The organism is Pseudonocardia sediminis, assembly GCF_004217185.1.
Lineage (GTDB): Bacteria > Actinomycetota > Actinomycetes > Mycobacteriales > Pseudonocardiaceae > Pseudonocardia > Pseudonocardia sediminis.
In genome coordinates this window covers 3,970,969-3,995,907 of record NZ_SHKL01000001.1, presented here as the reverse complement: position 1 = coordinate 3,995,907, position 24,939 = coordinate 3,970,969, and the positions used below count along the sequence as shown (strand labels likewise).

Annotated in this window: 31 protein-coding genes; 12 read left to right on the top strand and 19 right to left on the bottom strand. The window is 74.2% G+C overall.

Annotated features, from left to right (window positions below; genetic code table 11):
* Positions 1 to 10 precede the first annotated feature (10 nt).
* Positions 11 to 949, bottom strand: a complete 939-nt coding sequence (locus EV383_RS18460) for an MsnO8 family LLM class oxidoreductase (RefSeq protein ID WP_242623186.1) — start codon at positions 947 to 949, stop codon at positions 11 to 13.
* A gap of 152 nt (positions 950 to 1,101) precedes the next feature.
* On the opposite strand from EV383_RS18460, the gene EV383_RS18455 reads away from it, so the two are divergent.
* Together EV383_RS18455 and EV383_RS18450 are read left to right on the top strand one after the other, a co-directional pair.
* Complete coding sequence (locus tag EV383_RS18455; protein ID WP_130291066.1) at positions 1,102 to 1,902, top strand: endonuclease/exonuclease/phosphatase family protein; 801 nt, start codon at positions 1,102 to 1,104, stop codon at positions 1,900 to 1,902.
* Positions 1,896 to 2,483 (top strand): TetR/AcrR family transcriptional regulator, encoded by a 588-nt coding sequence (locus EV383_RS18450; protein ID WP_130291065.1) that lies wholly within the window; start codon positions 1,896 to 1,898, stop codon positions 2,481 to 2,483. The genes EV383_RS18455 and EV383_RS18450 overlap by 7 nt, the downstream gene beginning before the upstream one ends.
* Here EV383_RS18450 and EV383_RS18445 read toward each other — a convergent pair.
* The 7 genes from EV383_RS18445 to EV383_RS18415 all read right to left on the bottom strand — a co-directional run bounded on the left by EV383_RS18445 (position 2,473) and on the right by EV383_RS18415 (position 8,698).
* Positions 2,473 to 3,444: an iron-siderophore ABC transporter substrate-binding protein gene (locus tag EV383_RS18445; RefSeq protein ID WP_130291064.1), complete on the bottom strand. Its 972-nt coding sequence runs from the start codon at positions 3,442 to 3,444 to the stop codon at positions 2,473 to 2,475. The two genes, EV383_RS18450 and EV383_RS18445, sit on opposite strands and share 11 nt — an antisense overlap.
* Before the next feature lie 85 nt (positions 3,445 to 3,529).
* Positions 3,530 to 3,943 carry a hypothetical protein gene (locus EV383_RS18440; RefSeq protein WP_130291063.1) on the bottom strand — a complete coding sequence of 138 codons (414 nt, stop codon included), beginning with the start codon at positions 3,941 to 3,943 and terminating at the stop codon, positions 3,530 to 3,532.
* Complete coding sequence (locus tag EV383_RS18435) at positions 3,940 to 4,344, bottom strand: hypothetical protein (protein ID WP_130291062.1); 405 nt, start codon at positions 4,342 to 4,344, stop codon at positions 3,940 to 3,942. Before EV383_RS18435 ends, EV383_RS18440 begins: the two co-directional genes overlap by 4 nt.
* A 136-nt stretch (positions 4,345 to 4,480) precedes the next feature.
* The gene (locus tag EV383_RS18430) at positions 4,481 to 5,815 is read right to left on the bottom strand and encodes a sensor histidine kinase (RefSeq protein ID WP_130291061.1); all 1,335 of its coding nucleotides are present in this window, start codon (positions 5,813 to 5,815) and stop codon (positions 4,481 to 4,483) included.
* A complete protein-coding gene (locus EV383_RS18425; protein WP_130291060.1) occupies positions 5,812 to 6,516 on the bottom strand; it encodes a response regulator transcription factor in 705 nt (234 codons plus the stop codon). The genes EV383_RS18430 and EV383_RS18425 overlap by 4 nt, the downstream gene beginning before the upstream one ends.
* A gap of 100 nt (positions 6,517 to 6,616) precedes the next feature.
* The gene (locus EV383_RS18420) at positions 6,617 to 8,245 is read right to left on the bottom strand and encodes a GMC oxidoreductase (RefSeq protein ID WP_130291059.1); all 1,629 of its coding nucleotides are present in this window, start codon (positions 8,243 to 8,245) and stop codon (positions 6,617 to 6,619) included.
* Between the two features lie 93 nt (positions 8,246 to 8,338).
* Entirely contained in the window at positions 8,339 to 8,698 is a 360-nt protein-coding gene (locus EV383_RS18415) for a hypothetical protein (RefSeq protein ID WP_130291058.1), read from the bottom strand.
* Between the two features lie 158 nt (positions 8,699 to 8,856).
* On the opposite strand from EV383_RS18415, the gene EV383_RS18410 reads away from it, so the two are divergent.
* Positions 8,857 to 9,690 carry an LLM class flavin-dependent oxidoreductase gene (locus EV383_RS18410; RefSeq protein WP_130291057.1) on the top strand — a complete coding sequence of 278 codons (834 nt, stop codon included), beginning with the start codon at positions 8,857 to 8,859 and terminating at the stop codon, positions 9,688 to 9,690.
* Here the strand turns inward: EV383_RS18410 and EV383_RS18405 are convergent.
* Positions 9,668 to 10,546 (bottom strand): LLM class flavin-dependent oxidoreductase, encoded by an 879-nt coding sequence (locus EV383_RS18405; protein WP_130291056.1) that lies wholly within the window; start codon positions 10,544 to 10,546, stop codon positions 9,668 to 9,670. The genes EV383_RS18410 and EV383_RS18405 overlap by 23 nt on opposite strands.
* A gap of 172 nt (positions 10,547 to 10,718) precedes the next feature.
* Between EV383_RS18405 and EV383_RS18400 the strand changes: the two genes are divergently transcribed.
* Positions 10,719 to 11,831 carry a TerC/Alx family metal homeostasis membrane protein gene (locus EV383_RS18400; protein ID WP_130291055.1) on the top strand — a complete coding sequence of 371 codons (1,113 nt, stop codon included), beginning with the start codon at positions 10,719 to 10,721 and terminating at the stop codon, positions 11,829 to 11,831.
* A 43-nt stretch (positions 11,832 to 11,874) separates the two neighbouring features.
* Here the strand turns inward: EV383_RS18400 and EV383_RS18395 are convergent, their stop codons facing one another.
* Entirely contained in the window at positions 11,875 to 12,447 is a 573-nt protein-coding gene (locus EV383_RS18395) for a hypothetical protein (protein ID WP_130291054.1), read from the bottom strand.
* Positions 12,448 to 12,663: 216 nt separating this feature from the next.
* Positions 12,664 to 13,086, bottom strand: coding sequence for an STAS domain-containing protein (locus tag EV383_RS18390; RefSeq protein ID WP_130291053.1), 423 nt, complete (start codon positions 13,084 to 13,086; stop codon positions 12,664 to 12,666).
* Positions 13,087 to 13,365: 279 nt separating this feature from the next.
* On the opposite strand from EV383_RS18390, the gene EV383_RS18385 reads away from it, so the two are divergent.
* The 6 genes from EV383_RS18385 to EV383_RS18360 all read left to right on the top strand — a co-directional run bounded on the left by EV383_RS18385 (position 13,366) and on the right by EV383_RS18360 (position 17,844).
* Positions 13,366 to 13,944 (top strand): histidine phosphatase family protein, encoded by a 579-nt coding sequence (locus EV383_RS18385; RefSeq protein WP_242623185.1) that lies wholly within the window; start codon positions 13,366 to 13,368, stop codon positions 13,942 to 13,944.
* A gap of 157 nt (positions 13,945 to 14,101) precedes the next feature.
* Complete coding sequence (locus EV383_RS18380) at positions 14,102 to 14,314, top strand: CbtB domain-containing protein (RefSeq protein WP_130291051.1); 213 nt, start codon at positions 14,102 to 14,104, stop codon at positions 14,312 to 14,314.
* A 30-nt stretch (positions 14,315 to 14,344) separates the two neighbouring features.
* A complete protein-coding gene (locus EV383_RS18375) occupies positions 14,345 to 15,085 on the top strand; it encodes a CbtA family protein (RefSeq protein ID WP_130291050.1) in 741 nt (246 codons plus the stop codon).
* Positions 15,086 to 15,143: 58 nt separating this feature from the next.
* The gene (locus EV383_RS18370) at positions 15,144 to 16,097 is read left to right on the top strand and encodes a hypothetical protein (RefSeq protein ID WP_130291049.1); all 954 of its coding nucleotides are present in this window, start codon (positions 15,144 to 15,146) and stop codon (positions 16,095 to 16,097) included.
* The gene (locus EV383_RS18365) at positions 16,094 to 16,540 is read left to right on the top strand and encodes a hypothetical protein (protein ID WP_130291048.1); all 447 of its coding nucleotides are present in this window, start codon (positions 16,094 to 16,096) and stop codon (positions 16,538 to 16,540) included. The genes EV383_RS18370 and EV383_RS18365 overlap by 4 nt, the downstream gene beginning before the upstream one ends.
* Positions 16,537 to 17,844 carry a hypothetical protein gene (locus EV383_RS18360; RefSeq protein ID WP_130291047.1) on the top strand — a complete coding sequence of 436 codons (1,308 nt, stop codon included), beginning with the start codon at positions 16,537 to 16,539 and terminating at the stop codon, positions 17,842 to 17,844. Before EV383_RS18365 ends, EV383_RS18360 begins: the two co-directional genes overlap by 4 nt.
* A gap of 54 nt (positions 17,845 to 17,898) precedes the next feature.
* Here EV383_RS18360 and rraA read toward each other — a convergent pair whose 3' ends face one another.
* The gene (rraA, locus tag EV383_RS18355; protein WP_130291046.1) at positions 17,899 to 18,378 is read right to left on the bottom strand and encodes a ribonuclease E activity regulator RraA; all 480 of its coding nucleotides are present in this window, start codon (positions 18,376 to 18,378) and stop codon (positions 17,899 to 17,901) included.
* 155 nt (positions 18,379 to 18,533) lie between these two features.
* Here rraA and EV383_RS18350 point away from each other — a divergent pair, with 155 nt between their 5' ends.
* On the top strand, positions 18,534 to 19,613 hold the full coding sequence (locus EV383_RS18350) for a M20 family metallopeptidase (protein WP_130291045.1): 1,080 nt from the start codon (positions 18,534 to 18,536) through the stop codon (positions 19,611 to 19,613).
* A gap of 61 nt (positions 19,614 to 19,674) precedes the next feature.
* On the opposite strand, the gene EV383_RS18345 is transcribed toward EV383_RS18350, so the two are convergent.
* The 5 genes from EV383_RS18345 to EV383_RS18325 all read right to left on the bottom strand — a co-directional run bounded on the left by EV383_RS18345 (position 19,675) and on the right by EV383_RS18325 (position 22,591).
* Positions 19,675 to 19,992, bottom strand: a complete 318-nt coding sequence (locus EV383_RS18345) for a tetratricopeptide repeat protein (protein WP_130291044.1) — start codon at positions 19,990 to 19,992, stop codon at positions 19,675 to 19,677.
* A gap of 98 nt (positions 19,993 to 20,090) precedes the next feature.
* Positions 20,091 to 20,468 (bottom strand): GNAT family N-acetyltransferase, encoded by a 378-nt coding sequence (locus EV383_RS18340; RefSeq protein WP_341273739.1) that lies wholly within the window; start codon positions 20,466 to 20,468, stop codon positions 20,091 to 20,093.
* Positions 20,453 to 21,067: an alpha/beta hydrolase gene (locus EV383_RS18335; protein WP_130291042.1), complete on the bottom strand. Its 615-nt coding sequence runs from the start codon at positions 21,065 to 21,067 to the stop codon at positions 20,453 to 20,455. Before EV383_RS18335 ends, EV383_RS18340 begins: the two co-directional genes overlap by 16 nt.
* Positions 21,064 to 22,029 (bottom strand): ring-cleaving dioxygenase, encoded by a 966-nt coding sequence (locus EV383_RS18330; RefSeq protein ID WP_130291041.1) that lies wholly within the window; start codon positions 22,027 to 22,029, stop codon positions 21,064 to 21,066. The genes EV383_RS18335 and EV383_RS18330 overlap by 4 nt, the downstream gene beginning before the upstream one ends.
* Before the next feature lie 58 nt (positions 22,030 to 22,087).
* The gene (locus tag EV383_RS18325) at positions 22,088 to 22,591 is read right to left on the bottom strand and encodes a VOC family protein (protein ID WP_130291040.1); all 504 of its coding nucleotides are present in this window, start codon (positions 22,589 to 22,591) and stop codon (positions 22,088 to 22,090) included.
* Positions 22,592 to 22,738: 147 nt separating this feature from the next.
* Between EV383_RS18325 and EV383_RS18320 the strand changes: the two genes are divergently transcribed.
* The gene (locus tag EV383_RS18320) at positions 22,739 to 23,155 is read left to right on the top strand and encodes a MarR family winged helix-turn-helix transcriptional regulator (protein WP_130294687.1); all 417 of its coding nucleotides are present in this window, start codon (positions 22,739 to 22,741) and stop codon (positions 23,153 to 23,155) included.
* Between the two features lie 4 nt (positions 23,156 to 23,159).
* Here EV383_RS18320 and EV383_RS18315 read toward each other — a convergent pair whose 3' ends face one another.
* Both EV383_RS18315 and EV383_RS18310 read right to left on the bottom strand, forming a co-directional pair.
* Positions 23,160 to 24,161, bottom strand: coding sequence for a HEAT repeat domain-containing protein (locus EV383_RS18315; RefSeq protein ID WP_242623184.1), 1,002 nt, complete (start codon positions 24,159 to 24,161; stop codon positions 23,160 to 23,162).
* Position 24,162: 1 nt separating this feature from the next.
* Positions 24,163 to 24,894 carry a HEAT repeat domain-containing protein gene (locus tag EV383_RS18310; RefSeq protein ID WP_242623183.1) on the bottom strand — a complete coding sequence of 244 codons (732 nt, stop codon included), beginning with the start codon at positions 24,892 to 24,894 and terminating at the stop codon, positions 24,163 to 24,165.
* Positions 24,895 to 24,939: the final 45 nt, after the last annotated feature.

Below are 24,939 nucleotides of genomic sequence, written 5' to 3'. Positions count from 1 at the left end.
GCGCCGATCCTCAGGCGGGCACGTGCCCGGTGACGCCGGAGAGCACGGCGGCGAGCCGGGCGTCGGAGGCGGCGAGGGCGTCGAGGTCGAACGTCGACGACGTGACCAGCAGCTCGTCGGCGCCGGTGCGCTCGACGAGGGCGTCGAGGCGTTCCGCGACGGTGTCCTCGTCCCCGGCGGTCGTCCGCGCCAGGGCCCGGTCGACGTCGCGGCGCTGCCGGTCGGTCATCCGGCGGTCCGGGTCCGGTGGTTCCAGGGGCGGGAACTCCCCGGAGCTGCGGGCGACGGCCATCGCCCACGTCTCGGACAGCGCGAGACCGGGGTCGCCGATCAGGACGTCGGCGGAGACGACGAGGTACGCGTCCTCCCCGGCCCGGCGCCGGTAGTCCTCGAGCGCCGCCCGGTCGTCGAGCACCGGCCCGCCGACCACGACGGGGAGCCCGCGGTCCCCGGCCACGGCGAGCCCGGCGCCGGTGGCCAGCAGGAACACCGGCACCGGCTGCTCGATCCGCGGCCGCACGGTGACGGAGGCGGTGCCGTCGAGATAGGCGCGCAGCTCGTCGAGGTCGGCACCGAAGTGCCCGTCGTCGGCGCCGTCCGAGCGCAACGCCCGCCGGACCGGCTCGGTGAAGCCGGGTGTGCGGCCGACGCCGGCGTCGATCCGGCCCGGGTGCAGTGCGGCGAGCATCGCGAGCTGCTCGGCGACGACCAGCGGCTGATGGTTCGGCAGCATGATCCCGCCGGAGCCGACCCTGATCCGTTCGGTGGCCGCGGCGACGGCCGCCATCAGCACCGGCGGGCTGCCGCTGGCGATCCCGGGGACGGCGTGGTGCTCGGCCACCCAGAACCGGTGGTAGCCGAGCTGCTCGGCCCGCTGCGCCCGTTCCAGGGTGTGGCGCAGGGCGGCGGACTCGGGCTCCCCGGAACGGGTCCGCGATCGGTCCAGCAACGACAGGCGCACACCGGGTGCAACGACCCGGACGGTCGCATTATTCGCCGCGGCCGACCCCGGACCCGGTGGGCCGGACCACCGCGCGGGAACGGGCCCGGCGGCAGGCAGTTCACCAGCGGGAACCGCCTGTGGCCCGCACACTGGCGCCCATGCGGGTCGCGACGGTCAACCTCGCGTCCGGACGGGACGTCACGGGGGAGTCGCTGTCGGCTCCGGAGCTCGCCGCGGCGGTGGCCGAGCTCGGCGCCGACGTCGTCTCGGTGCAGGAGGTGGACGTCGGGCAGCCACGCTCGTACGGCGTCGACCAGCCCCTGGCCGTCGCCGAGGGGCTGGGCGCGACCGACTGGCGCTTCGCCGCGACCGTCGCCGGGACGCCGGAGCCCGACTCGGTCCGGTCGTGGACACCGGTCGACCCGGTGGGGCTGCGCGGCCCCGGCGACGAGGTGCTCGGCCCGCGCTACGGCGTGGCGCTGTTCTCCCGGGTGCCGGTGCGGCGCTGGCACGTCCTGGGCCTGACCGCGGGACGGGCCAAGCTGCCGCTGCGCGCACCGGACCCCGGCACCGGCCAGGTCCGCACCTGGTGGTTCCCGGACGAACCGCGGATCGCGGTCGCCGCGGAGCTGGACGGGCTCACCGTCGTCGGCACGCACCTGTCGTTCGCCCCGCACACCGCCACCCGGCAGCTGCACCGCATCCGCACCTGGTGTTCCGGGCTGCCGGGACCGGTCCTGGTGGCGGGCGATCTCAACCTCGTCGGTCCGCTGCCGGCGTTCGTCACCGGAGGGGACCGGCTGGTCCACGGGCCCACGTTCCCCGCGGCCGAGCCGCGCCTGCAGCTCGACCACCTGCTCTCCCTCGGCGGTCTGACCGGCACCGACACCGACGTCCGCTGGCTCGAGGTCGGGGACCACCGGGCGGTGTCGGCGGCAGTAACGTCCTCGGCGTGCTGAGCCTGGACCGCATCCTGGAGACCGCGATCGCGCTCGGGCTCGGCTCGTTCAGCGTGGCCGGGGTCGCGCGGTCGCTCGAGGTCACCGACATGGCGATCTACCGCTACGTCCGCAACCGCGAGGACCTCTACACCCGGGCCGCGGCCCGCGCCCACGCGTCCTTCCCGCCCGCGCCCGACCCGGAGCGGGGGTGGAAGGCTCACCTCCTCGACGTGGCCGACAACGCCTGGCGGCTCGCGCACCGCCACCCCGGGATCGAGCGCTACCTGCTCGACGGGCCGTACCACCCCGACACCCTCGCGGTGTTCGACACGAGCATCGCCCGCTTCCTTGCCGTCGCCCCGGAGTTCGGTCCGGAGCAGGCGTACGTGCTGCTCAGCCGGGTCACCTCGGTGGCGCTGGCGGCCGCGGACAACGCGCTGAGCCGGCGTTACCAGGACGACCCCGACCGGCCGGGCGAGCTGTTCGGCTGGACCGTGCGCGCCCTCGTCGACGGCATGGAGGGGCTGCTCGCCCGCGGTGACCTCCCGGCGAACCGGGCGGCGATGTCGCTCGGGCCGGAGAACGTGATCAGCCCGTAGCCGTCCGCAGCGAGGGCACGACCCGGTCGACGCCGTACGGGATGGACAGCACCGACGGTGCCGAGAGCGCGAGGTCGGGCAGCACGACGGCCCGGTTCGCGCGCACGGCCGGCAGGGTCGCCAGCCCGGGGGTGTCGCGCAGGACCCGCTCGCCGTTCCCGTCGAGCGGGTAGACGAGCACGGCGTCGGCGTCGACCCGCGGCAGCAGCTCGGGCGAGAGCTTCGACTGCACCTCCTCCGGCGGCAGGCCCTGCACGTACGGGGTGTCGCGGAAGCCGAGCTCGCGCATCGTCGTGACGACGGTGGTCTCCCGGCCCCCGACGAACACCTCGCCCCCGGCCACGTCGAGGTAGGTCAGTGTCTTCCCGGCGAATCCCGGGTTCTCGGCGGCGACCCGGCGCAGATAGCCCTCGGTGTCGGTGACCAGCCGGTCGCCCTGCTCCGGCCGGCCCAGCGCCTGCGCGATCAGCCGGGTCGCGTCCTGCCATCTCGGTGCGTAGGGCTCGGCGCCCTTCGGCAGGGCGACCGTCGGCGCGATCCGGGACAGCGTGTCCTGCTCCTCCTTCTCGCCGCCGGACCCGACGTTGACGATCAGGTCCGGGCGCAGGGCCGCGACCGTCTCGTAGTCGACCTGGCGGCCGCTGGTGACGGCCGGGGCCGCGGTACCGAGGGCGGCCACCGCCCAGGGGCCCACACCCCGGTCGAACCCGTACCGGCTGTGGATCCCGACCGGCACCACGCCCAGGGCGAGCGTGACGTCCGCGTCCGAGGGCCCGAGGGTGACGACGCGGGCCGGCTCCCGCTCGATCGTGGTCGTCCCGAGCGAGTGCTCGACCGTGACCGGGAACGACCCCGACGACGCCGGGCCGGTACCGGGCCCGGCAGCCGGCTGCGTGCTCGACGACGAGCAGCCGGACAGGGCCATCACGAGGACCACCGCACCCGCGGCGAGACGCTTCATGAGGGCAGCCTAACCACAAGTATGATGCCCAAACAAGATCGGCGCGCAGGAGGTCCGGTGCGACCGAGTACGGGTCGGGAATGCTTCAGGAGTGCGTCAGGACGTCGAAGCCGGTCGTGACGAGGCGGCCGACGAGGCCCTGCTGCAGGTGCGGCGCGGAGACCTCGATCGACGTCCCGGCCGGGTCGGCCGCCTGCCGGGACAGCAGCGCGTCGCCGGCCACGGACAGGACCTCCCAGGTGCGCAGCGCCGAGGACCGGGCGGTCGGGCCGAGCACGGACAGGCACACGCGCTGCCGGACGGCGCCGTCGCCCAGCGGGTGGGCCGGGCCCCAGCGCAGCACCAGGACGTCGGTGTCGCCGACGACCGGCGACGGGTCGTCGACGCGGGTCGCGACGATGTTCGCGTAACCGAAGCCGAGCGAGGCGAGGCCGTCGTGTCCGGCGAGCAGGAGGAACGTCTCGTCGCGGGCCTCCTCGGCCCGGTCGGTCCCGATCACCGTCGTACGATCGGCGGAGCGGCGGAGACGGCGGTGCGGCTTCCCTCGGCAGGGGCGAGTACGAGGAAGGACGTCTCGCCCGTCCGCCGGACCTGCACCGGCCCGCCGGCGCGGTGGGCCTGCGCGAGCGCGGTCCCGACCCGCTCCAGGACGACGGCCCGCGTTCCCGCGGTGACACCGGTCGGCTCGACGGTCAGGGTGCCGGCCATGCCCGACGCGGCGAGCCACCAGTCGCCGGACCAGCTGACCCGCAGACCGGGGCGGCCCTGCGGCGGCTCGGCGCCGATCGTCCGGTGGTCGAAGCCCAGCGCGGCCAGCACCGGGTCGTCGACGAGCGTGCCGACGATCCGCTGGTGCGGTGTCACCGGCCCGCTCCGGCAGGTACCGGGGGATGCGGTCATCGCGTGCCCTCCGTCGTCGCGGCCGGATGCGGACGGCACCGGCGTGCTTGTCCTCACGACGGTAGGGAGTCGATCTCCAGCGGAGCTGTAGCCGAAGGTTAGGAGACGGTAAAAACACCGTCGTACCGGCGAACTCTCAGCGCGTCCGGTCCAGCTCCGGGGGAGCGGCGGCGTCGCGGGCGGGTCCGGGGGCGCCCGCCGCGTCGTGGGGCCCGAGGGGGAGCAGCAGCGTCACGACCGAGGGCGACTGCCGCGCGGTGAGCCGCCCGCCCTCGGCCTCGGCCAGGCGCCGGGCCAGCGGCAGCCCCATGCCCTGCGAGCCGTTCTCGCCCAGCAGCGCCGAGGCGGGGATCCCGGGGCCGTCGTCGGCGACATCGACCGCGATCGCGCTCTCGCCGGCCTCCCGGGCCGAGATCGACACCGCGCCGGCGCCGTGCAGGCACGCGTTGTCTAGCAGCACCCCGAGGATCTGGCGGACCGCGGCGGCCGAGGCGTCCGGGTCCGGCAGGTCGGACGGGCGGGCGGTGGTGATGGAGCGCCCCTCGTGGGCGAGCCGGTCGCTCCACTCGTGCTCGGCCTCGGCCAGCAGCGCGGCGAGGTCGGCGGGGGCGGAGCGCACCTGCCGCTCGCGCGCGAGGACGAGCAGCTCGTCGATGGTGCGCTCGAGGCGGTCGATCGAGGCCAGGCCGTCCTCGACGGTCTCGCGGGTCAGCCGTTCCGGGTGGTCGACGACCGACTCCAGTCGCAGCCGCAGACCCGCGAGCGGGGTGCGCAGCTGGTGCGAGGCCTCGGCGGAGAACGCCCGTTCCCGGGCCAGGAGGTCGTCCAGACGACGTGCGGTGCGGCCCAGCGCGTCGCTGGCCCGGTCCATCTCGACGATCCCGGCCGGCCGGGGCCGGATCCCGAAGTCCCCGTCGCCGAGCCGGTCCGCGTCGGCGGCGATGCGCTCCAGCGGCCCGGACAGCCGCAGGGCCAGGCGTCGGGCGAGTAGCCACGCCGCCACCAGGACGATCCCGGCCAGCGCGGCCATCCCCAGCCAGACCGGCAGGAGGCCGCCGTAGACCGCCGAGGTCGGCGTGCTGACGCGGACGGCCCCGATGATGTCTTCCCCGTCGCGGACCGGGGTGGTGACGGTCAGGTCGCCGTCGTCGGGCCGCGACGTCGACCGGTCGCTGAGGATGTACTCGACCGACGCGTCACCGCGCCGGGGGCCGTCGCCGAGGACCAGGTCGTTGTCCCCGTCGTAGACGGCGATGTCGGTGTCGTCCGGACCGTCGGGAAGAGCCGACGGGGTGCGGTCGTGCGACATGTCGTCCTGCACGGAGCGGGCGGTGAACCCGGCCAGGCGCTGCATCGAGGCCTGTTCCTCGGTCACCGCGAGGTGGGCGAGCCCGATCGCCAGCGGGATCCCGAACAGCGCCACCGCGAACGCGACGGCGGTGAGCGCCAGCCCGACGATCCGGGACCTCACGTCTCCGTCCCCGGCAGCTCGAGACGGAACCCGTAGCCGCGCAGCGTGGTGATCACCGGGACCCGCCGGCCGGGGAAGCCGGACAGGCGTTTGCGCACGGCGGCGACGTGCACGTCGAGGGTCTTGGTGGGGCCGTGCCAGTGCTCGTCCCAGACGTCGGCCATGAGCACGTCCCGGCTCACGGCGGCGTCCGGCTCGCGGGCCAGCCGGGCGAGCAGGTCGAACTCCTTGGTCCGCAGCGCGACCTCGGTGCCGGCGACGGTGACCCGGCGGCTTCCGACGTCGATGCCGAGGTCCCCGATCTCCAGGCTCGGCGCCCCGCCCGTCTGGCCGGAGCGGCGCAGGTGGGCGCGGACCCGGGCGAGGAGCTCGGCGATGCGCACCGGCTTGGTGAGGTAGTCGTCGGCCCCGGCCTCCAGCCCGAGGACGACGTCCATCTCCGAGGTCCGCGCGGTGAGGATGACGATGATCGCCTCCGGGCGCATCGCCCGGACACGGCGGCAGACGTCGACGCCGTCGAGGTCGGGGAGCCCGAGGTCGAGCAGGGCGAGGTCGACGGGGCCCGACCCGGCCGCGTCGAGTGCCCCGGACCCGCTGGTCTCCCACCGCACGTCGTAGCCGCTCTCGGACAGGGTGGAGCGCAGGACGTCACCGATCGTGCGGTCGTCCTCCACCAGCAGCACCCGGGTCGCACCCTCCATCCCGGTCAGTGTGGCCGCGCCGACCGCCCACGTCACCACCGGTGCGGCGTGATCACCGACTCCGCCGCGGCCGGGCGGTCCTCCGGACACCGTGCCGAGGTCAGAACACCGTCCCGACGTCGCGGGCGACGACGTCATCCATGTTGTGCTCGGCGAGCGCGGCGATCGTCAGTGACGGGTTGCACGCCCCGGTGCTGCCGGGGATCAGGGCGCCGTCGTTGACGTAGAGGCCGCGCTGGCCCAGCACCCGGCCGTGGGCGTCGCACACCGATCCGATGGTCGCGCCGCCGAGCGGGTGGTAGGTCGTGGTCTCGACCGTGCTGGTGTCGAACGTGATGTCGGCCAGCCCCTGCACCAGCTTCCCGCCGCCGAGGATGCGCCGGATCCGCTTCGTGGTGGCGGCGGTCTGCTCCGCGTCGTAGATCTGGCTCCAGTGCAGCCGGGCGTCGTCGGAGACCGGGTCGTAGCGGAACACGCCCCGGGGTTCGACGATCGAGAAGCCGATGACGCTGGTGGTCCCCAGATCGGTCGGGAACGGGACGCCGCCGTTGACGATGGTGATCGGGCCGGCGGGGTTGTCCCAGTCCCGCACCCCGACGCAGGCCGGCCCGCCCTGCAGCGCCCCGGGCGAGTCCCCGACCGGCGTCCAGCTGAAGATCCGGTCGCCGTTGTTGCCCCAGTTCGCGCCGACCTCCTCGGGCAGGTCCGGGATCAGGTTCTTGGCCCGCGCCTTGACCAGCAGGCGGCTCGTCCCGGCCGACCCGGCGCCGAGGAACAGGGCGTCGGTGGTGATCCGGATGCGCTCGGCGACGTCGCCGTCGGTGGTGATGCGCTCGACGTGCACGACCCACTTCCCGGCGCCGTCGCGCTCGATGTCGGCGACGCGGTGCAGCGTGGCGACCTCGACCCGGCCGGTGGCCTCGGCCTCGGCGAGCCAGGTGAGGTCGACGGTGTTCTTGCCGCCGTTGTTCGCCCCGTACAGCACGTCGCCGGTGGTGTAGGAGGGCTTGATCTCCCCGCGCAGCTCGCGCCGGGCCACGTCCCAGTCGATCGGGATCGGTACCCGGTAGGGCTCCAGGCCGGCCTCGGCCACGCGGTCGAGGAACATCCGCGAGGACTTGTACGACGGCGCGGCGAGCACGTCGTCCGGGATCGGAGCGGGCTTCAGGACCGCCTCGGCGCGGCGGTAGTAGTCGCGGTCGAACGCGTCGTAGTCCAGCACCGACGGCATCGACGCCGCGAAGTGGTCGGCCCGGGGCTGGATCGTCATCCCGTGGTAGACCAGCGACCCGCCGCCGACACCGGCGCCGCAGAACACGTCCATCCCGACGCCGCGGACCCTCTCCAGCACCCCGGTGTAGGGCTTCCAGAACGCGGGCGGCGACCCGGTGAGCACCGTCGACGGGCTCAGCCACGCCGCGCGGCGGTCCGGGGAGAACATGTGCGGGAACGTCTCGGAGCCCGGCGCGACCGGCCACCGGATCCCGCGTTCGAGCACCAGCGTCGGCACCCCGGCGCGGCCCAGCCGCAGCGCGGTGACGGCGCCGCCGAAGCCCGTCCCGACGACGACGGCCCGGCGCCGCTGCTCGGTCACCGCCGGGGCCCGGGACGCCCGGGTCGACGTGGCGGCGGACGCCGTCACGGCGCCGGCGGCGAGCGCGAGGCCCGCTCCGGCGCCCACTCCGGCGCCCATGAGGAGCGTGCGACGGGACAGCCTGGACTCGCCCATGCGTGGGGCCTTTCGACGGGGGAGCGTCGGGATCTCGTGATCCCGGGAGATGTCTACCCCATCAGTGGAACGAACCCTCACTGAGGTGTGATGTCAGCTGTCGCCGGTCGTCCCGCGGCTCCGGCGGACGAACAGGTACGTGACGACGTAGGCCGCCGCGGCCACGACGACCAGTGCCGCGAGGACCGGGTGCATGTCCTTCGACAGGCTCGGGGCGCGATCGAGCCCGATCGCCCACAGGGTCAGCGGGACGGCGTAGGCCGCGGTGAGTGCCGCCGCCCACCAGCGCAGCGCCCGCAGCCGGGCGTCGCGGAGCGTGCCGGCGAGCACCAGTGCCACCGGCACGACGGCCAGCATCGCGAACTGGCCGACGACCAGGAGCGGTACGGCCGCGGCCGAGACGACCGCGGTCCGGGAGGGGCGGCGGCGGGTGCGGGGGAGTGTTGCGGTCATGGCGGGCTCCGATCGATCCGAGTTGATGCTCTGAAACGCGAGCACTGCTCTGAGAGTGGCACAGCCGCCGGCCAGAAACAAGAGCACTGCTCTCTAGGCGCTGCCTCGGATGTCCGGGTAGCCGACGGGGCCCGGGGAGTGGGCGCTACGGTCGTCGCGTGCGGCTCGGTTACCTCACCCACGTCGCCGGAGGCAATCCGGCAAACGTGTATCGCGAGACGATCGAGCTCGCCGTCCTCGCCGAGGAGCTCGGCTTCTCCTCGTTCTGGGTCGCCCAGCACCACGCGGGGCACCTGGGCGGGACGCTGCCGTCACCGCTGGTCCTGCTGGCCGCGGTCGCGGCGCGGACGCGGGAGATCCGGCTCGGCACCGGCGTCGTCGCGGCCCCGCTGGAGGACCCTCTGCGCCTGGCCGAGGACGCCGCCGTGCTCGACGAGATCAGCGGCGGACGGGTCGAGCTCGGTGTCGGCGCCGGCGCGGACCCGGTCGCGTCCGCCCGCTCCGGGCGCGACCACGAGCGCCGTCACGCCGACTGCCGCTCCGTGGTCGACCGGCTGTGCGAGCGGCTCGGCGAGCCCGACCTGGTCCCGGCCCGGCCGTCGCTGCGCGAGCACCTCTGGTGGGCGACCGGCTCGTCCGCGAGCGTCGACGACGCGGCCGCGCGCGGGATGGGCGTGATCTCCGGGCGTCCGGCGAGGAACCCGGACGGCACCGACGCCGGGGTCGCCGCCGACCTGGCGCGCTACTGGACCTACGCGGCGGGCCGGCCACGGGTGCTGCTGTCCCGGCTGGTCCACCCCGGCCGGACGCCGGACGAGATCGCCGCCGACTGGGCCGACGACCCGGCCGTGCCGTGGGCGGACGAGATCGTCGTGCAGGCCCAGCCCTCCGACGCCCCGGTCGCCGTGCACCGGGCGACGATGCAGATGGCCGCCGCGCACCTCGTCCCGCTGGCGGGCGACTCCGACGTCAGGCGCGCAGGGGTGCGATGACCTGCTCGGCGAAGCGCAGCACCGGCTCCGTCGACCGCGGGTTCCCGAAGTCCATGACCACGTGGCCGACGCCGCGCCCGCGGTGGGCGTCGAGCTCCTCGACGAGCTTCTCGGAGTCCTGGTCGGTCTCCGGCAACGGGCGTTCCAGGGTCACCGAGACCTCGATCGACGCCGGGTCGCGCCCGGCCCGCCCGGCCGCGTCGTGGACGATCCCGAGCTTGCGGTTCCAGTCCTCGACCGTGCCGCGTGACGGGGCGTTCCACATGTCGGCGATCCGGCCGACCAGCGGCAGCCCGATCTTCTCCCCGCCGGCGCCGATGCAGACCGGAGGGACGACGTCGGGCAGCGGCGGGGCGGCGGCGCCGTCGATGCTGAAGTGGGTCCCGGAGAACGACGGGTTCTCCTGCGTCCACATCAGGCGGCAGATCGCGACGACCTCCTCGAGCTGGGCGAAGCGCACCGAGGGCTTCGGGAAGTCGTAGCCGTAGGCGCGGTACTCGTCCTCACGCCATCCGGCCCCGATGCCCAGGACGAAGCGTCCGCCGGAGAGGACCTGCAGCGTGGCGGCCATCTTCGCGGTGAGCGCCGGCGGGCGGTAGCCGTGGCCGAGGACGTGGTGGCAGAGCTGGACGTTGTCGTGGCGGGCGGCCAGCCACGTCAGCGTCGTCCACGCCTCGAGGAACGGGTCGGTCTTGGCGTCGAACCCGTAGAAGTGGTCGGCCAGCCACAGCGAGTCGAAGTGCGGGAGCGCGACCGGGAGGATGTCGCGGTCCTGGTACTGGGCGATCGGCCGGTAGTCGCTGTCGCGATTGCCGATCACCGGGGAGAGCCAGCCGAACTTCAGAGCCGTGGACATGACGGCCATCGTGGCACGCTGTCCGGACCGGCGCGGGAGCGCTCGACGGGGGGACATTCCCGGGTGATGTCGGCCGCAGAACCGACTAGCTGCGCGAATCGGACACCGACGTCGGTATCGTTGTCGCGGAGATGCCGCAGCGCGGCCCGTCCGTACGTTCGAAGGAGTCCGCGTGACCGTCCCGTTCTGGGTCTGGGCCGCGACGGTCGGCGGCATCGTCGTCCTCGTCGCCATCGACATCTGGCATGCCCGATCACCCCACGAGGTGTCGTTCAAGGAAGCGACCCTCTGGTCCGTCATCTACATCGTCGTCGCCGTCGTCTTCGGCATCGGGCTGACGATCTTCGGCGGGACACAGTCGGGGACCGAGTACTTCGCGGGTTATCTGGTCGAGAAGAGTCTCTCGGTCGACAACCTGTTCATCTTCGCGGTGATCCTCGGGCAGTTCGCCGTCCCGAAACGCCACCAGCAGAAGGTGCTGCTCTGGGGCGTCATCGGCGCCCTGGTGATGCGCGCGATCTTCATCGCGATCGGTGCCGCGGTGATCGCCGCGTTCGCGTTCGTCTTCGTGATCTTCGGTCTGTTCCTCATCTACACCGCCGTGCAGCTGCTGCGCACGCACGGCGAGGAGCCGAAGGACATGCACGACAACCGCGTGGTCAAGCTCGTCAAGCGGGTGGTGACGGTCCACGAGGAGGACAACCACGCCGGCGACAAGCACGACGGTCAGCTGACGCGGAAGGTCAACGGCAAGTTCGGCGTCACGCCGCTGTTCATCACCGTGATGGTGATCCTCTCGGTCGACCTCGTGTTCGCGCTCGACTCGATCCCGGCGATCTTCGGTATCACGCAGAACGCCTACATCGTGTTCACCGCGAACGCGTTCGCCCTGCTCGGCCTGCGGGCCCTGTACTTCCTGCTGGTCGGGCTGCTCGACCGCCTGGTGCACCTGAGCTACGGCCTCGCGTTCATCCTCGCCTTCATCGGCGTGAAGCTGATCCTGCTGTTCTTCCACGAGGAGTTCCCGGAGACGGTCCCCGAGGTCCCGACCTGGCTGTCGCTGGTCGTCATCGTCGCGACGCTCACGGTGGTCACGATCACGAGCCTGCGGGCCACCCGCGGGAAGATGCCCGCCAAGGGCGCCGTGACCGGTGCCTCGAACGACGACCACGACGACGACCGGGACGGCAACGGCCCGGACGGCGGCTCCACGGGCGGCAACGCCCCGGTCGGACGCGACGGTGGCGGAGCCCCGGCGCGCGGCGAGGACTCGACCAGGTCCTGATCCGTCGACCGCCGGGCCGGATCCACGGCCCGGCGGTCGGGGGTCAGACGGCCCGCAGGTGGCGCGGGCCGGGATCGGGGTCGGACGGCGTCGGCGGCTCCTCGGAGCCGAGCGGGTGGCCCAGGGCGAGCCCGACCACGAAGTCGGCGACCTCGTGCGACGCGGGGAACAGCACCGTCGACAGGTAGCGGCGTGCCGAGTGCGCGTCGAGGCGTAGCCCGACGCACCATCCGTGGTCCTCGTCCCACGTCGCGACGACGGGTGTGAGCCGCCCGGGGTGCGGGGCGCAGGCGGGAGAGGTGCCGCCACCCGGGACGTCACCACCTGGGATCCCGCCGCCGTCGCCCGTCCCGTCGTCGACCAGCGGCGCGGTGCAGTCGAGCACGATCGAGCCGAACAGCCGCCGGGCGGGATCGGAGCGCCGTGGCGGACAGGCGAGGACCCCGCGCGAACGCAGCTCGCGGGCGACCGCCTCCAGATACTCGTCGAGGTGCCGGCACAGGGAGCTCGGGTGCCGGGCCATCGCGGCATGGTGGCCGTCGCCGGCCGTCGGGACGGTCGCGGGCACCGCGGTCAGGCGCGGACCGCCGGGCCCGGCGGCGGGATTGGTGGTCACGCTCGGTGCCGCGGTTCGAAGGCGGTGGTGAGGACGTGCGGTGCCGTTCGGGTGCGCATGGGTGGCGCCGTTCCCGCCGGTCGGCGCGAAGCGTCGTGCGACCGGCGCATCGATGGATCGACGGCCGCCGGGGACCGGGGCGGATGTCCCCTCATCATGCCGTCAGTGGCGCCGCTCACGCCGCGTGCCCCGGCAGGTGGTCGCCGAACGGTCCGGTCACGGAGCGGGTCCGCCGCGGGTGGCCGCGACGGTCGGGTGGATCGCGAGCTCGTGGCCGGCGGCGGTGACCTGCAGGGGCCGGAGGACGGCGCGCTGGTCGGCCACCACGGCGAGCGGGATGCCGAGGGCGAGCGCGTCGGCACGGATCGTCAGGAGCACCGTGATGCCGCAGGCGCCCATGAACCGCACCTCGCTCAGGTCCACCACCAGCGTCCGGCCCGCCGCGACGTGCAGGGCGTCGATCAGCCGGGCCAGGAGCTCCGAGGTGGTGCAGCCGTCGATCTCGCCGTCGACCGTGACCACGATCTCGCCGGTGGGATCGGACGGCGACGGGCCGGCCGGGAGCGGATCGTCCGGAATGTGGCGGGCGGGGACCGGGGTGGCCGGGATCGGCTCGGTCCGGGGTTCGGCGGGGAACATCGTGACCCTCTCCAGCGTGCATCGCAGGCTCCGTGGGTGCCGCCACGAGGACCGGAGCCGGATGCGTGCCGCAGTGCGTCAGGAACCGCCGGGTTGCGAGTCGTACGGAGAGTTACTGCCGCCACCACACGTCACGGCTTTCTCCATCACGACTGCGCCAACCGTTGCACGATCGCCGCACGAGCGCCACCGCCTCGGGTCCCGCCGGTGGGCGCCGACGGGCGGTCATGGGCACCGCCGTCGCCACGCTCGACCCCGCCGGCAGGGGATGGTGTGGGGGTGCGGATCCATCTCGTCTGTCATGCCTCCACCGATGCCGTACGTGCCGCGCGGTTCGCCGCCGACGAGCCGCTCGACGAGATCGGCGCCCGGCAGGCGGCCGAGGCGGGGCCGGACGTCCCGCGACACGACGTGGCGTTCTGCGCGCCGTCGGTGCGGTGCCGGAGCAGCGCCGAGGCGCTGGGGCTGACCCCGGTCGTCGACCCGCGTCTCACCGGCTGTGACTACGGCGCCTGGGCCGGTCGGTCGCTCGACGAGGTCGCCGCAACGGATCCGGAGGGTCTGGGGGAGTGGCTGGCGGAACCGTCCCGCGCCCCGCACGGGGGCGAGTCGCTGACGGACCTGGTGTCCCGGGTCGGCGCGTGGATCGACGGGCCGCCGGGCGAGGGCGACGGTCCGGCGCCCCGAGCGGTGGTCGCCGTGGTCGACGCGGTGGTCGTCCGCGCCGCGGTCGCGCACGCTCTCGGTGCCGGCCCGCGCGCGGTCTGGCGGATCGACGTCGACCCGCTGTCCACGACGCTCCTCGTGGGGGAGCCGGGCCGGTGGAGCCTGCGCGCGCTGCAGCCCGGCCGCGGCTGATCGCGGCGGCCCGGTCGGGTGGGGATCCCCGGCGCCGGTGAAAGTCCGGTGACAGCTGCGGACGGCCGATTGACAGGCGGGCGCCCAGGTCTCAGGATCTTCACCTGATCACGTATTCATATGTCTGACCCGCCCCGGGTCAGGACCGGAGGCCCCCATGGCTACTGCGTTCCCCGTCCCCGCCGCGCCGGCCGTCCCGGTCGTGTCGCTGCGGGCGCTGGCCCCGTACGCCGTCTTCGCCGGCGTCATCCTGCTGGCGCTGCTGTACCTGGTCGGCATGGACCAGGGCGCGACCTCGATGTTCTCCGGAACGATGATCCACGAGTTCGTCCACGACGGCCGTCACCTCCTCGGTTTCCCCTGCCACTAGTCCGGCGAGCCGGAGAGGAGTCGAGCGACGATGGTGAGGACGCTGCTGGTCCGCGGCATGCTCGCGGGTCTGGCCGCCGCCGTGCTGGCCTGGGTGTTCGCCTACCTGGTCGGTGAGCCCGCGCTGGACGGGGGCATCGCCTACGAGGACATGGTCTCGGCCGCCGCGGGCGAGGCCGCGGAGGCGCCGGAGGTCTCCCGGGGCATCCAGAGCACGATCGGCCTCGGGGTCGGCGTGCTGCTCTACGGCGTGGCGATCGGCGGGATCTTCGCGCTCGTCTACGCGGCGGTGTACGGGCGGATCGGGCGGCTGACGCCGCGGGCCACGTCGGCCGTGCTGGCCGTCGTCGGGTTCGTCGTCGTGGTGCTGGTGCCGTTCCTGAAGTACCCCTCCAACCCGCCCGCCTCCAGCGACGACGGCACGATCGGCCTGCGCACCGGCACGTTCGTGCTGATGGTGCTGCTCTCGGTCGCGGTGGCGCTCGTCGCGGTCTACGTCGGGCGTCTGCTCGTCGCCCGGCTCGGCACCTGGAACGGCATCACCCTGGCCGTCCTCGGTTACGTCGTGGTGATCGGCGTGATCGGGGCCCTGCTGCCGACGGTCGCCGAGACGCCGCAGGACTTCCCGGCCGCCGTTCTCTACGACTTCCGCCTGTCCACCCTGGGCATCCAGGTGGTGCTCTGGGCCGTGATCGGCCTGGTCTTCGGCGCCCTGGTCGACGGCAGCGTCCGCCGGGCGGGGTCGCGGCCGGTGGAAGCCGGAACGGTCTGAGCGTCCGACCGGCGAGGCGACCCCGCGTGGGCTCATTCCCGGCAGCTGAGACCGGACCATGACCAGATCTCTGCGGGCGCTGCTGGTGCTCGTCCTCGGCCTCGTCGTCCTGCCACTCGCCGCGGGGACCGCCTCGGCGCACAGCGGGGGCCTGGAGTCCGAGGACTTCCTGCCGCGCGTCGTCGCCCTGGACCCGCCCGTCCCCGGGCTCGTGGTCACCGTCGTGGAGGGCGGAGCGCGGCTCGGGATCGTCAACGGGACGCCGGAGCGCGTCGACGTCGTCGCTCCGGACGGGCTCGCCCGCGCCGAGGAGCCCGTGGTGGAGCCGGGCGGTCGCGGCCACTGGGCCGACCGGCGCATCGCGGCCGCGTCGGCGACCCGGCCCGCCGACGGTGGCCCGGTCGCCTGGACGGTGCCGCTGCGCGTCGGGGCCGGCACCGTCGTCGTCCGCGGGGAGACGGTCTGGCCGCCACCGCCCGCCGCCGGAGCGTGGTGGGCCGCCGCCGCGGTGCTCGCCGTGGCGACGACCGCGCTCGGCGCGCTCGCGGTGCGCCGCCCCCGGTTCGCCCTGGTCGTCGCCGCGCTGACGGTGACCGCCGTCGGGGCGCACCTGGTGCACGTGCTCGGGTCGGCGCTGGTGCCGGTCGACCTGGGGTTCTGGCCGGCCGTGTTCGGCACCGCCGGCATCGGTCTCGGAGCCTGGGCGCTCGGCCTGGCCGGGGCCGCGCTGACGGTGTCCGGACGACGGTGGGGCCTGCTGCTCTGCTCGATCGGCGGTGCCGTCCTGGCCCTGGTCACCGCGTTCGACACCACGAGCTTCACCGCGGCAGTCCTGCCCTACGGCTGGGACCCGACGCTGGACCGCGCCTCGACCGTCGCGACGGTCGGGATCGGGTTCGGGTTGTTCCTCACCGGCTTCGCCGTGCTCCGCGCCATGACCCCCGACGACGAGCTCGACGGCGTCCCCGAGTACACGTCCCACCCCTCCCGCACGACCGAGGATTCCCGATGACCCGTCCGTTCGTCACGGCCCGACCCGCCGCCCGGACCCTGCGGATCGCAGGTCTGCTCGGGCCGGTCCTGGCCGTCCTCCTCGTCGCCGGGTGTGCCGAGGCCCCGCGGCAGGCGGCGGACACGCCGCCACCCGCGGGTGCCGCGGCGGCCCCGTCCCCCGCTGCTCCCGCCGCCCCGGCCGTCCGCACCGTGCGGGTCTCCTACGCCGGAGGGACGGTCACCGGCGACACCGGCACCGTCGCGATCACCCGCGGCGAGGCCGTGCAGATCGTCGTGACCAGCGACGTCGCCGACGAGGCCCACCTGCACGGCTACGACCGGGAGGCCCCGCTGACCGCGGGCCGTCCGGCCACGATCGCGTTCACCGCTAACATCCCCGGCGAGTTCGAGCTGGAGCTGCACGGGTCCGGCGCGCAGCTGGCGACCCTCCAGGTGTCGTGACCGTCCTCGCCCACGGGGTCGGTACCCGAGGGGACCTGCCGGTCCCGGTGGAGCTGGCCGCGATCGCGGCGGGCGTGGTGCTCGTCGGCACGTTCGCCCTGCTCGGCGTCCTCTGGCGCACTCCTCGCCTGCACGGCGCCGACGGTGGACGCCCGCTCCCGCGGGGGCTCGCCGCGGTCCTGGACGCCCCCTCGTCGCGGTTCGCCCTGTGCTCGCTCGTCACACTGCTCGCCCTGTTCGTCGTCGTGGTCGGGCTCGCCGGGCCACCGGAGACGCCGGACAACCTCGCGCCGTGGACGTTCTACGTGACGTTCTGGGTCGGCCTGGTCCCGGCGTCGTTGCTGCTCGGGCCGGTGTGGCGGGTGCTGAACCCGCTGCGGCTCCTGCACGCCGGGATCGCCGCGGTGCTGCGCCTCGACCCGGAGCGCGGTGTGCGCGACTTGCCGCACCGGGTCGGCCTGTGGCCCGCCGCGGTGTCGCTGGCCGCGTTCGGCTGGCTGGAGCTGGCCCATCCCGAGCCCGCCGACCCGCGGGTGGTGGCCGCGTTCCTGACCGGGTACGCCGTCGTCCACCTCGCCGCGGCGGCGGTGTTCGGCCGGCGCTGGTTCGCCCGCGGTGACGGGTTCGAGGTCTTCTCGACGCTGCTCGGCTCGCTCGCTCCGATCGGGCGCCGCGCCGACGGCCGGCTCGTGCTGCGCAACCCCCTCGACGGCCTCGAGGCGCTGCGTCCGCAGCCGGGGCTGGTCGCCGTGGTGCTGGTGTTGGTCGGCACGACCGCGTTCGACGGGCTGTCCCGTTCCTCGCTGTGGTCGGAGTCGGTGCCCCGCGGCCCGCTGTGGGCGAGCGCCGGGCTCGCCGGGGTCACCGCCGTCGTCGTGGCGCTGTACCTGCTCGGCACCTGGCGGTCCGAGCCGGCGCGGCGGACCGACCGCGCGCCGATCCCGGTCGCGTTCGCCCACACCATCGTGCCGATCGCGGCCGGGTACGCGGTCGCGCACTACTTCTCGCTGTTCGTCTTCGACGGCCAGCTCCCGTTCGTGCTGGCCAGTGACCCGTTCGGGACCGGTGCGGACCTCTTCGGCACCGCGGGCCTCGCCGTCGACTACACCGTCGTCGGCGTGGGCGCGATCGCCGCCGTGCAGCTCGCCTCGATCGTGCTTGGGCACGTCGCCGCCGCGGTGGCCGCCCACGAGCGCGCGGTGCGGCTGTTCCCGCCGCGGACGGCGCTGCGCGTGCAGTACCCGATGCTCGCGTCGATGGTGGTGCTCACCTGCGGGGCGGTCGCGCTCGTGCTCGCGCCCTGACCGGCCGGCGTTCCCGACCGCCGGCGTCCCGACGGGCCAGGGGTGCTCGACGGGCTAGGGGTGCTCGACCACGATGCCGTCCTCGTCGCTGTGCAGGACGTCGCCAGGGGCGAAGCTGGCGGTCCCGAACGTGACCGGCACGTCGCGGCGCCCGGCGCCGGTCTTCGTCGACTTGCGCGGGTTCGAGCCGAGCGCCTTGATCCCGATGTCGAGGTCGCGCAGGGCCGCGACGTCGCGGACCGCGCCATGCACGACGACCCCCGCCCACCCGTTGCCCACGGCGAGCCCGGCGATCACGTCGCCGATCAGCGCCCGGTGCAGCGACCCGCCGCCGTCGACCACGAGCACCCGGCCCTCGCCGGGCTCGGACAGGACCGACTTGAGCAGCGCGTTGTCCTCGAAGCAGTGCACGGTGACGACGGGGCCGTGGAACCGCGTGCGGCCGCCGAACTGGCGGAACTGGACGTCGCAGGAGTCCAGGGCCTCGCCGAGGTCGTCGTAGAGGTCGGCGGTGGGGGTCCCGGCCGTGGTCATGGGGGCTCCTCGGGTGGGCGGTGCGGCGACGGGCCGGGGTGATCACCCGTCGCCCGTCGTTCTACCGCAGCGACGGCCGGCCGAGCGGGCACCGTGACGGCGACCTCCGCGACCCTCCCTGCGAAGGTGGTCACCCCCGACCGGACGGAGCACCCGTGGCACACGGCACCTGGAACGGCACCGAACAGGGCGCGGCCGAGCTGCTCTCGACCCTCGTGCGGCAGCGCAGCGTCTCCGGTGGCCCGGACGGGCAGGTCGCGGTGATCGAGACGGTCCTGGCGGCCGTGCGGGCGATCGCCCCCGACGTCCGGTGCGAGAGCGAGCTCGACGGCGACCACCCCTGGGCGCTGCTGGGCACCGGCGGCACCGCGCCCGTGCTGTTCGCCTGCCACGTCGACACGGTGCCCGTCGGCTCGACCGCCGACTGGAGCGTCGACCCGTTCGGCGGTGAGATCGCCGACGGCCTGGTCCACGGCCGCGGGGCGTCGGACATGAAGGCCGGGGTGGTCGCCTCGGCGGCCGGGCTCGTCGAGGCGGCCCGCCGCGGGACACCCGCCGCACTTCTGCTGACCAGCGACGAGGAGGTCGGCTGCCTGGGCGCGGCGCAGGCACGCGACGCCGTGCGCGCCCTGTCCCCGTCCGCCGTGGTGATCCCGGAGGCGACCCACAACCGCGTCCACCTCGGGCACCGCGGGGCACTCTGGCTCCGGGTCGTCTCACGTGGGCGGGCGGCCCACGGCAGCACGCCCGACCTGGGTGTGAACGCGATCGCGCGCCTGGCCGACCTGACCGTCCGGGCGCGCACCGAGCTGCCGCTGGGCGCCGACCCGTACCTGGGCCCGGAGACGCTCAACCTGGGGACGCTGTCCGGCGGCACCGCGACCAACATCGTCCCCGACCGCGCCGAGGCCCGTCTCGACCACCGGATCGTCGGAGACGGCGCCGACCTCCTGGCGTGGTGGGAGCGCCAGCCCGAGGCCGACGAGGTGACCGTGACCTCGCGGCTGCCCGCCGTCACGACCAGCGCAGGCGACCCGTGGGTCGCACGGCGCGACCCGGCCTCCGAGCCGGTCCGCTACTTCACCGACGCCTCGGTCCTCGCCCCGGTGCTGCCCGGCGTCCCGATCGCGATCTGGGGCCCGGGGGACCCGGCGCGGATGCATGCCGTCGACGAGAACGTCGCGGTGTCCGAGCTGGAGCACGCGATCGGGTCGTTCCGCGGCCTGGTGCGGTGAGCCCACGCGAACGGGCCCGGCGCGAGGTGCTCGCGCCGGGCCCGCTCGTGGACGGTGCCGGTCAGGCGGCCGGGCTCATCGCCTCGGCGAGGCGCAGGTGGGCCGCCGCGTCGTCGTGCCGGCTCTGCCGCTGCAGGGTGCGCCCCAGCAGCAGACGGGCGTAGACGTCGACCGGGTTCTGCTCGACCAGCGTCCGCAGCTCCTGCTCGGCGCGGCCGAGCTGGGCGGAGTGGTAGTACGCCCGAGCCAGCAGGAGACGCAGGCTGCTCGAGGCCGGCTCGTCGGCGACGAGGTCGGCCAGAGCACGGGAGGCCTCGATGTGGTCGCCGGCGGCGAACAGGAACGTCGCCCGGTCGTAACGATCGGTCAGGGTGTTCATGTCTGGTCCTCCCCTTCCGCGGAGCCGTTGCTGGTTGATGTGTCAACCATGCTGGTGGAACCGCGGGAGGGGCCCTGTTGTTCCCGCAGCCTCGGCCGTCAGCCCTGGGCGTCGCGGACGGCGGCGCGCGCCGCCGTCGTGACCGGGTCGAGCAGGTCGTCGACCTCGTGGTGGGTGGTCACGTACTTCGCGACGTAGGGGCACATCGCCACGATCCGCAGCCCGGCCTCGCGGGTGTCGGCCAGGGCGTACGCGACGACCTTCCCGGCCAGGCCACGGCCACCGAACCGCTCGTCGACGACGGTGTGGAAGAAGATCCGCCGGCCGTCCGAGTCGACGTAGGCCGCGAACCCGACCTCCTCGCCGTCGACGTCGACGGCGTAGAGGCTCCGGTCCGGCGCGTGGCGCAGGGCGATCGTGTCCTGGTCGGACATGGGGTTCTCCTCGGGGCGGGACGGGGTCAGCCGGTGACCCATTCTGCGACGCGGGGGAGCAGGCGTGCGTCGATGCCGTGCCCGCCGTCGTGGGGAAGATCGGTGACGTCGGCGCCCGCGGTGCGCAGCTGGTCGGTCAGGCGTGTGGTGTGGTCGGCGGTGGCCATCGGGTCGCGGCGGCCGTTGGACAGCAGGACCCGCTTACCGGTCAGGTCCGCGGCCGGCGGGCCGTCGCGGTAGGGCACCATCGCGGCCAGCAGCACCGCGGCGGTCAGTGCTCCCGGGTGGCCGAACAGCAGCGCCGAGGCGATGTTGGCGCCGTTGGAGAACCCGACCGCGGTCCAGGCGCCCGGCGTCACCCCGTACTCCTTCTCCGCGGCGGCGAGGAACGCGGCGAGCTCGTCGACGCGGAACCGGATGTCGTCCTCGTCGAAGACGCCCTCGCGCAGCCGCCGGAAGAACCGCGGCATCCCGTTCTCCGACACCGCCCCGCGCACCGAGAGCACCGGTGCGTCCGGGGCGATGTGCTCGCGCAGCGCCAGCAGGTCGTGCTCGTCGCCGCCGGTGCCGTGCAGGAGCAGCAGGGGAGTGGCGCCGGTGCCGGGCACCCAGACGTGCGGGCGTTCCAATCCGGCGCTCACCGGTCGTTCCCGTGGACGTCGTCGGGCACCTGCAGCGTCGGCAGGCCGCGGGCGATCTGCTCGCGGCTGGGCTCGAGCCACGGCGGGAGCTTCAGCTCGCGGCCGAGGGTGAGCAGCGGCTCGTCGACGGTGAACCCGGGCTGGTCGGTCGCGATCTCGAACAGCACGCCACCGGGCTCGTGGAAGTAGATCGAGGTGAAGTACTGCCGGTCCTTGACCTCAGTTACGTCGATCCCGGCCTCGACCAGCTCCTGGCGCCAGCGCAGCTGCGTCGCCGAGTCCGGCGCCCGGAACGCGACGTGGTGCACGGTGCCACCGGCCTGCAGGCCCCGCCCGCGGGTCTCGGCGGCGACGTCCACGAGCGTGGCCGGCCCGTCGCCGGGCATCACGAACCGCGACCGGTCGCCGGCCTCGGAGGACAGGCTCATCCCCAGCATCTCCGAGAGCATCCGCTGGGTGGGCTCGAGCTGGGCCTCGGACAGGGTCACCGAGTGCAGGCCGCGGACGGCGTGCTCGGAGGGGATGCCCGCGGCGCCGTCCCATCCGGAGCGGGTGTCCCCGGGCGAGGCGACGAGGTCGATCACGAGGCCGTGCGGGTCGCGCAGGGTCAGGACCTCGGCGCCGTCCCGGTCGACGGGGGCGTCGTGGTCGACCTTCAGGTCGGTGAGCCGGTTCTGCCAGAAGCCGATCGACTCCGGCGGGACGCCGAACGCGGTGGCGGTGGTCAGGCCGGCGCCGTTGTGCCCGGCGTGCACGCCCTTCCAGGGGAAGAACGTCAGGATCGACGCCGGTGTGCCGGACGCGTCGCCGTAGTAGAGGTGGTAGACGTCCGGTGCGTCGAAGTTGACCGTCTGCTTGATCAGCCGCAGGCCCAGGGCGCGGGCGTAGAAGTCCACGTTCTCCTGGGGGTCGGCCGCGATCGCCGTCACGTGGTGCAGTCCGGCGGGTGCGATGTCGCTCATGTGCGCTGGTTCCTCTCTGGTGGTGCCGCGGGGGCTCACGCCCCGGAACGGTGTGGTGTCAGAGGACGTGGTGGCCGTACATCTCGCCGAGTGGGTCCGCGATCAGCTCGATGCGTGCGCCGTCGGGGTCGGTGAAGTAGATCGACACGCCGCTGTGTACGACGTACTCGACGCCCGCTGCGTCGAGCTTGCCCTGCAGGTGCTCCCACCGCTCGGGGTCGACGGAGATCGCCATGTGGTGCAGGCCGCCCAGCACCTCGGCGTAGGGGCCCAGGTCGAGCCCGGGGAAGTCGAAGAAGGCGAGCAGGTTGCCGTTGCCGATGTCGAAGAAGAAGTGCGACGAGCCCGCGTAGTCCCGGTTCTCGATCAGCTCGGTGAGCGGGAACTCCAGGACGCCCTGGTAGAAGTCGATCGTGCGTCGCACGTCCTGCGAGAGCAGTGCGGTGTGGTGCAGCCCCCGCGCGCTCGACGCCGGCCGCTCGGCGGGCGGGGCGAGGTACTCCTCGCGCAGCCGTGCCCGGACCGCGTCCTGCTCGGCGGCGCGTGTGGCGGTGTCGGTCATCGGAATCACTCCCCAACTGGTTGACGTGTCATGCAGATACTGGAGGAACGTGGTTGATGCGTCAACTATTCCGTTAGACTCGGTCGCGTGACGGAGACCCGGTGGCTCGACGACGACGAGCGACGCGCCTGGCGCGGCTACCTGTCGATGCAGGCGAAGGTGACCGCGCGGCTGCACCGCCAGCTGCAGGCGGACTCCGGTCTGTCGCTGGCCGACTTCGACGTCCTGGTCCAGCTCACCGATCGGGCCCGGGATCCCGGGGAACAGCCACGGGCCCGCGTGCTGGAGCTCGCCGAGTCGTTGCAGTGGGAGAAGAGCCGGCTCTCGCACCACCTGTCGCGCATGCAGCGCCGCGGCCTGGTGGCCCGCGAGGACTGCCCGGACGACGGGCGGGGCGCGTTCATCGTGCTGACCGACGACGGCCGGCGCGCCATCGAGCGCGCGGCACCGCGTCACGTCGAGACGGTGCGTGAGGTCGTGCTCGACCGGCTCACCGCGGAGGAGGTGCGCGTCCTCGGCGACATCGCCGAACGCGTGCTCGACGGCCTGGACGGTCCGGCGTAGCGGTTCAGCCCTGCTCGTCGGAGAGCTGGAGCAGGTACGTCGCTATCCGCGCGACGTCGGCGTCCGCCCCGCGGCTCAGCGTGTCGAGGATCGGTCGCGTCGCCGCGGCGGGCAGCTCGCCCAGGGCCTGCGCGAGCCGGATCCGCGCCGCCGATCCGGCGCGCCGCTTGCGGATCTCCTCGGCGATCTCCCCGGCCAGGGACCCGGCCGTGTCGTGGCGGCGGGCCAGCGAGCCCAGCGTCTCCGCGGCGTCGACGTCGAGGTGACCCCCGACCACCATCTCCGTCAGCACCGGTACCGCGCCGAGCTCGCCCCGCGTACCCAGCGCGAGGGCGGCGGTGTGGCGGACCGCCTGGTCCGTGTGGTCGAGGGCTCCGGTGAGCACGGCGCCCGCCCGGTCACCGGCCAGCTCCGCGATCGTGGCCACGGCGCGCCGTCGGACCGGTCCCTCGGGCGAGTCCAGCGCCGGGACCAGGACCGCCAGCGCCTCGTCGGCCGCGTCCGACCGCTCCACCGCCCAGCGCAGCGCGCCGGCGACGTTCGGGTCGGTCTCGGCGAGCAGGGCCTCGGCGAGCGTGGCGGCACGGTGGGAGGGCCCGCTCCCGGCCGTCGAGAGCGCGCTCGTCTGCCGCCGCGACGGGTCACCGGACTGCAGCTCGCGCATCAGCGACACGACGTGCAGCGCGTCGGCCCAGCGCTCGGGGCCGCTCGACCGCACCCGCTGCAGGCGGTGCAGCAGCTCCTCCTCGCGGGCGATGCGTTCCCGTGTGGCCGTGACCAGCCGGTCCACGACGTCGGACGGGGCGAACGCCGGGTCGTCGAGGGCGCGCTGCACCTCGACCAGCGACAGGCCTAGGGACCGCAGGCTCTCGACGTGGAACAGGCGCTGCAGGTCGGCCTCGGAGTACTCGCGGTACCCGGCCGCCGTGCGTCCCGTGGGCGGCACGAGCCCGACGGAGTCGTAGTGGCGCAGCATCCGGGCACTGATGCCCGAACGCCGCGCCACCTCACCGATCCGCACGGGCGCCGCCGTCCGGAGGCTGGTCCACCGGCGGGGCGTCCGGCCCGGGGGCGTCCGGCTCGGGGGCGTCCATGAGCGCCACGATGCGCCGGGCCTCGAAGACCGAGGCGTCGAACGCCTCGTCCGGGTCGCCCAGCAGGCGTCGCGTGGCGACCGCGTGGATGCGCGCCTCGACGCCACCCCGTGTGGCCGCCTCCGCCAGGACCGCCTCCGCTGCGTCGCCCAGGCCGGCCATCGCCCGGCTGAGGCTCAGCCGGACGTCCCGCCCGCCACGGCCGAGCTGGGTCGCCAGCGTCGCCGCCAGCCCCGCCTCGGCCCCGTCCGGAACCAGGACGACGGCGGTCCGCCACGCGGCACGGGCCACGTCGTCGTCGGGGTCCTGCAGCACCGCGGTCGTGACGGCCCGCCACCCGCGTGGGTCGCCGACCTTGGACAACGTGTGCAACGCCTGGCTGCGCGCCTGCGTCGATCCCGCCCGGACCTCGTCGAGCAGGAGGGGGACGGTGACGTCAGCGGGATGGCGGGTCAGGGCCCAGGTCAGCATGTCGCGCACGTAGAAGTCGGGCTCGACACCGCACCGGGCCACCAGGATGTCGACGAACCCGGGCTCCGGCATCGTTCCGGCCGCGAGGACGGCCTGCAGCCTCTCGGACGATCCGGGCGCGTCGAGGGCCCGGCCCAGCCGCGCGGCCGATCGTGGTGTCGTCGATGTCGTCATGGGAACCACCTCCTTCCCCAGTCAGCACCTTCACACGGTGTCAAG

Coding starts and splice junctions, on each gene's coding strand:
- EV383_RS18455 (WP_130291066.1), top strand. CDS start 1,102: ATGCGGGTCGCGACGGTCAACCTCGCGTCCGGACGGGACGTCACGGGG.
- EV383_RS18445 (WP_130291064.1), bottom strand. CDS start 3,444: ATGAAGCGTCTCGCCGCGGGTGCGGTGGTCCTCGTGATGGCCCTGTCC.
- EV383_RS18435 (WP_130291062.1), bottom strand. CDS start 4,344: ATGACCGCATCCCCCGGTACCTGCCGGAGCGGGCCGGTGACACCGCAC.
- EV383_RS18425 (WP_130291060.1), bottom strand. CDS start 6,516: ATGGAGGGTGCGACCCGGGTGCTGCTGGTGGAGGACGACCGCACGATC.
- EV383_RS18420 (WP_130291059.1), bottom strand. CDS start 8,245: ATGGGCGAGTCCAGGCTGTCCCGTCGCACGCTCCTCATGGGCGCCGGA.
- EV383_RS18415 (WP_130291058.1), bottom strand. CDS start 8,698: ATGACCGCAACACTCCCCCGCACCCGCCGCCGCCCCTCCCGGACCGCG.
- EV383_RS18405 (WP_130291056.1), bottom strand. CDS start 10,546: ATGTCCACGGCTCTGAAGTTCGGCTGGCTCTCCCCGGTGATCGGCAAT.
- EV383_RS18390 (WP_130291053.1), bottom strand. CDS start 13,086: ATGTTCCCCGCCGAACCCCGGACCGAGCCGATCCCGGCCACCCCGGTC.
- EV383_RS18380 (WP_130291051.1), top strand. CDS start 14,102: ATGGCTACTGCGTTCCCCGTCCCCGCCGCGCCGGCCGTCCCGGTCGTG.
- EV383_RS18375 (WP_130291050.1), top strand. CDS start 14,345: ATGGTGAGGACGCTGCTGGTCCGCGGCATGCTCGCGGGTCTGGCCGCC.
- EV383_RS18370 (WP_130291049.1), top strand. CDS start 15,144: ATGACCAGATCTCTGCGGGCGCTGCTGGTGCTCGTCCTCGGCCTCGTC.
- EV383_RS18365 (WP_130291048.1), top strand. CDS start 16,094: ATGACCCGTCCGTTCGTCACGGCCCGACCCGCCGCCCGGACCCTGCGG.
- rraA (WP_130291046.1), bottom strand. CDS start 18,378: ATGACCACGGCCGGGACCCCCACCGCCGACCTCTACGACGACCTCGGC.
- EV383_RS18345 (WP_130291044.1), bottom strand. CDS start 19,992: ATGAACACCCTGACCGATCGTTACGACCGGGCGACGTTCCTGTTCGCC.
- EV383_RS18340 (WP_341273739.1), bottom strand. CDS start 20,468: ATGGGTCACCGGCTGACCCCGTCCCGCCCCGAGGAGAACCCCATGTCC.
- EV383_RS18330 (WP_130291041.1), bottom strand. CDS start 22,029: ATGAGCGACATCGCACCCGCCGGACTGCACCACGTGACGGCGATCGCG.
- EV383_RS18325 (WP_130291040.1), bottom strand. CDS start 22,591: ATGACCGACACCGCCACACGCGCCGCCGAGCAGGACGCGGTCCGGGCA.
- EV383_RS18320 (WP_130294687.1), top strand. CDS start 22,739: ATGCAGGCGAAGGTGACCGCGCGGCTGCACCGCCAGCTGCAGGCGGAC.
- EV383_RS18310 (WP_242623183.1), bottom strand. CDS start 24,894: ATGACGACATCGACGACACCACGATCGGCCGCGCGGCTGGGCCGGGCC.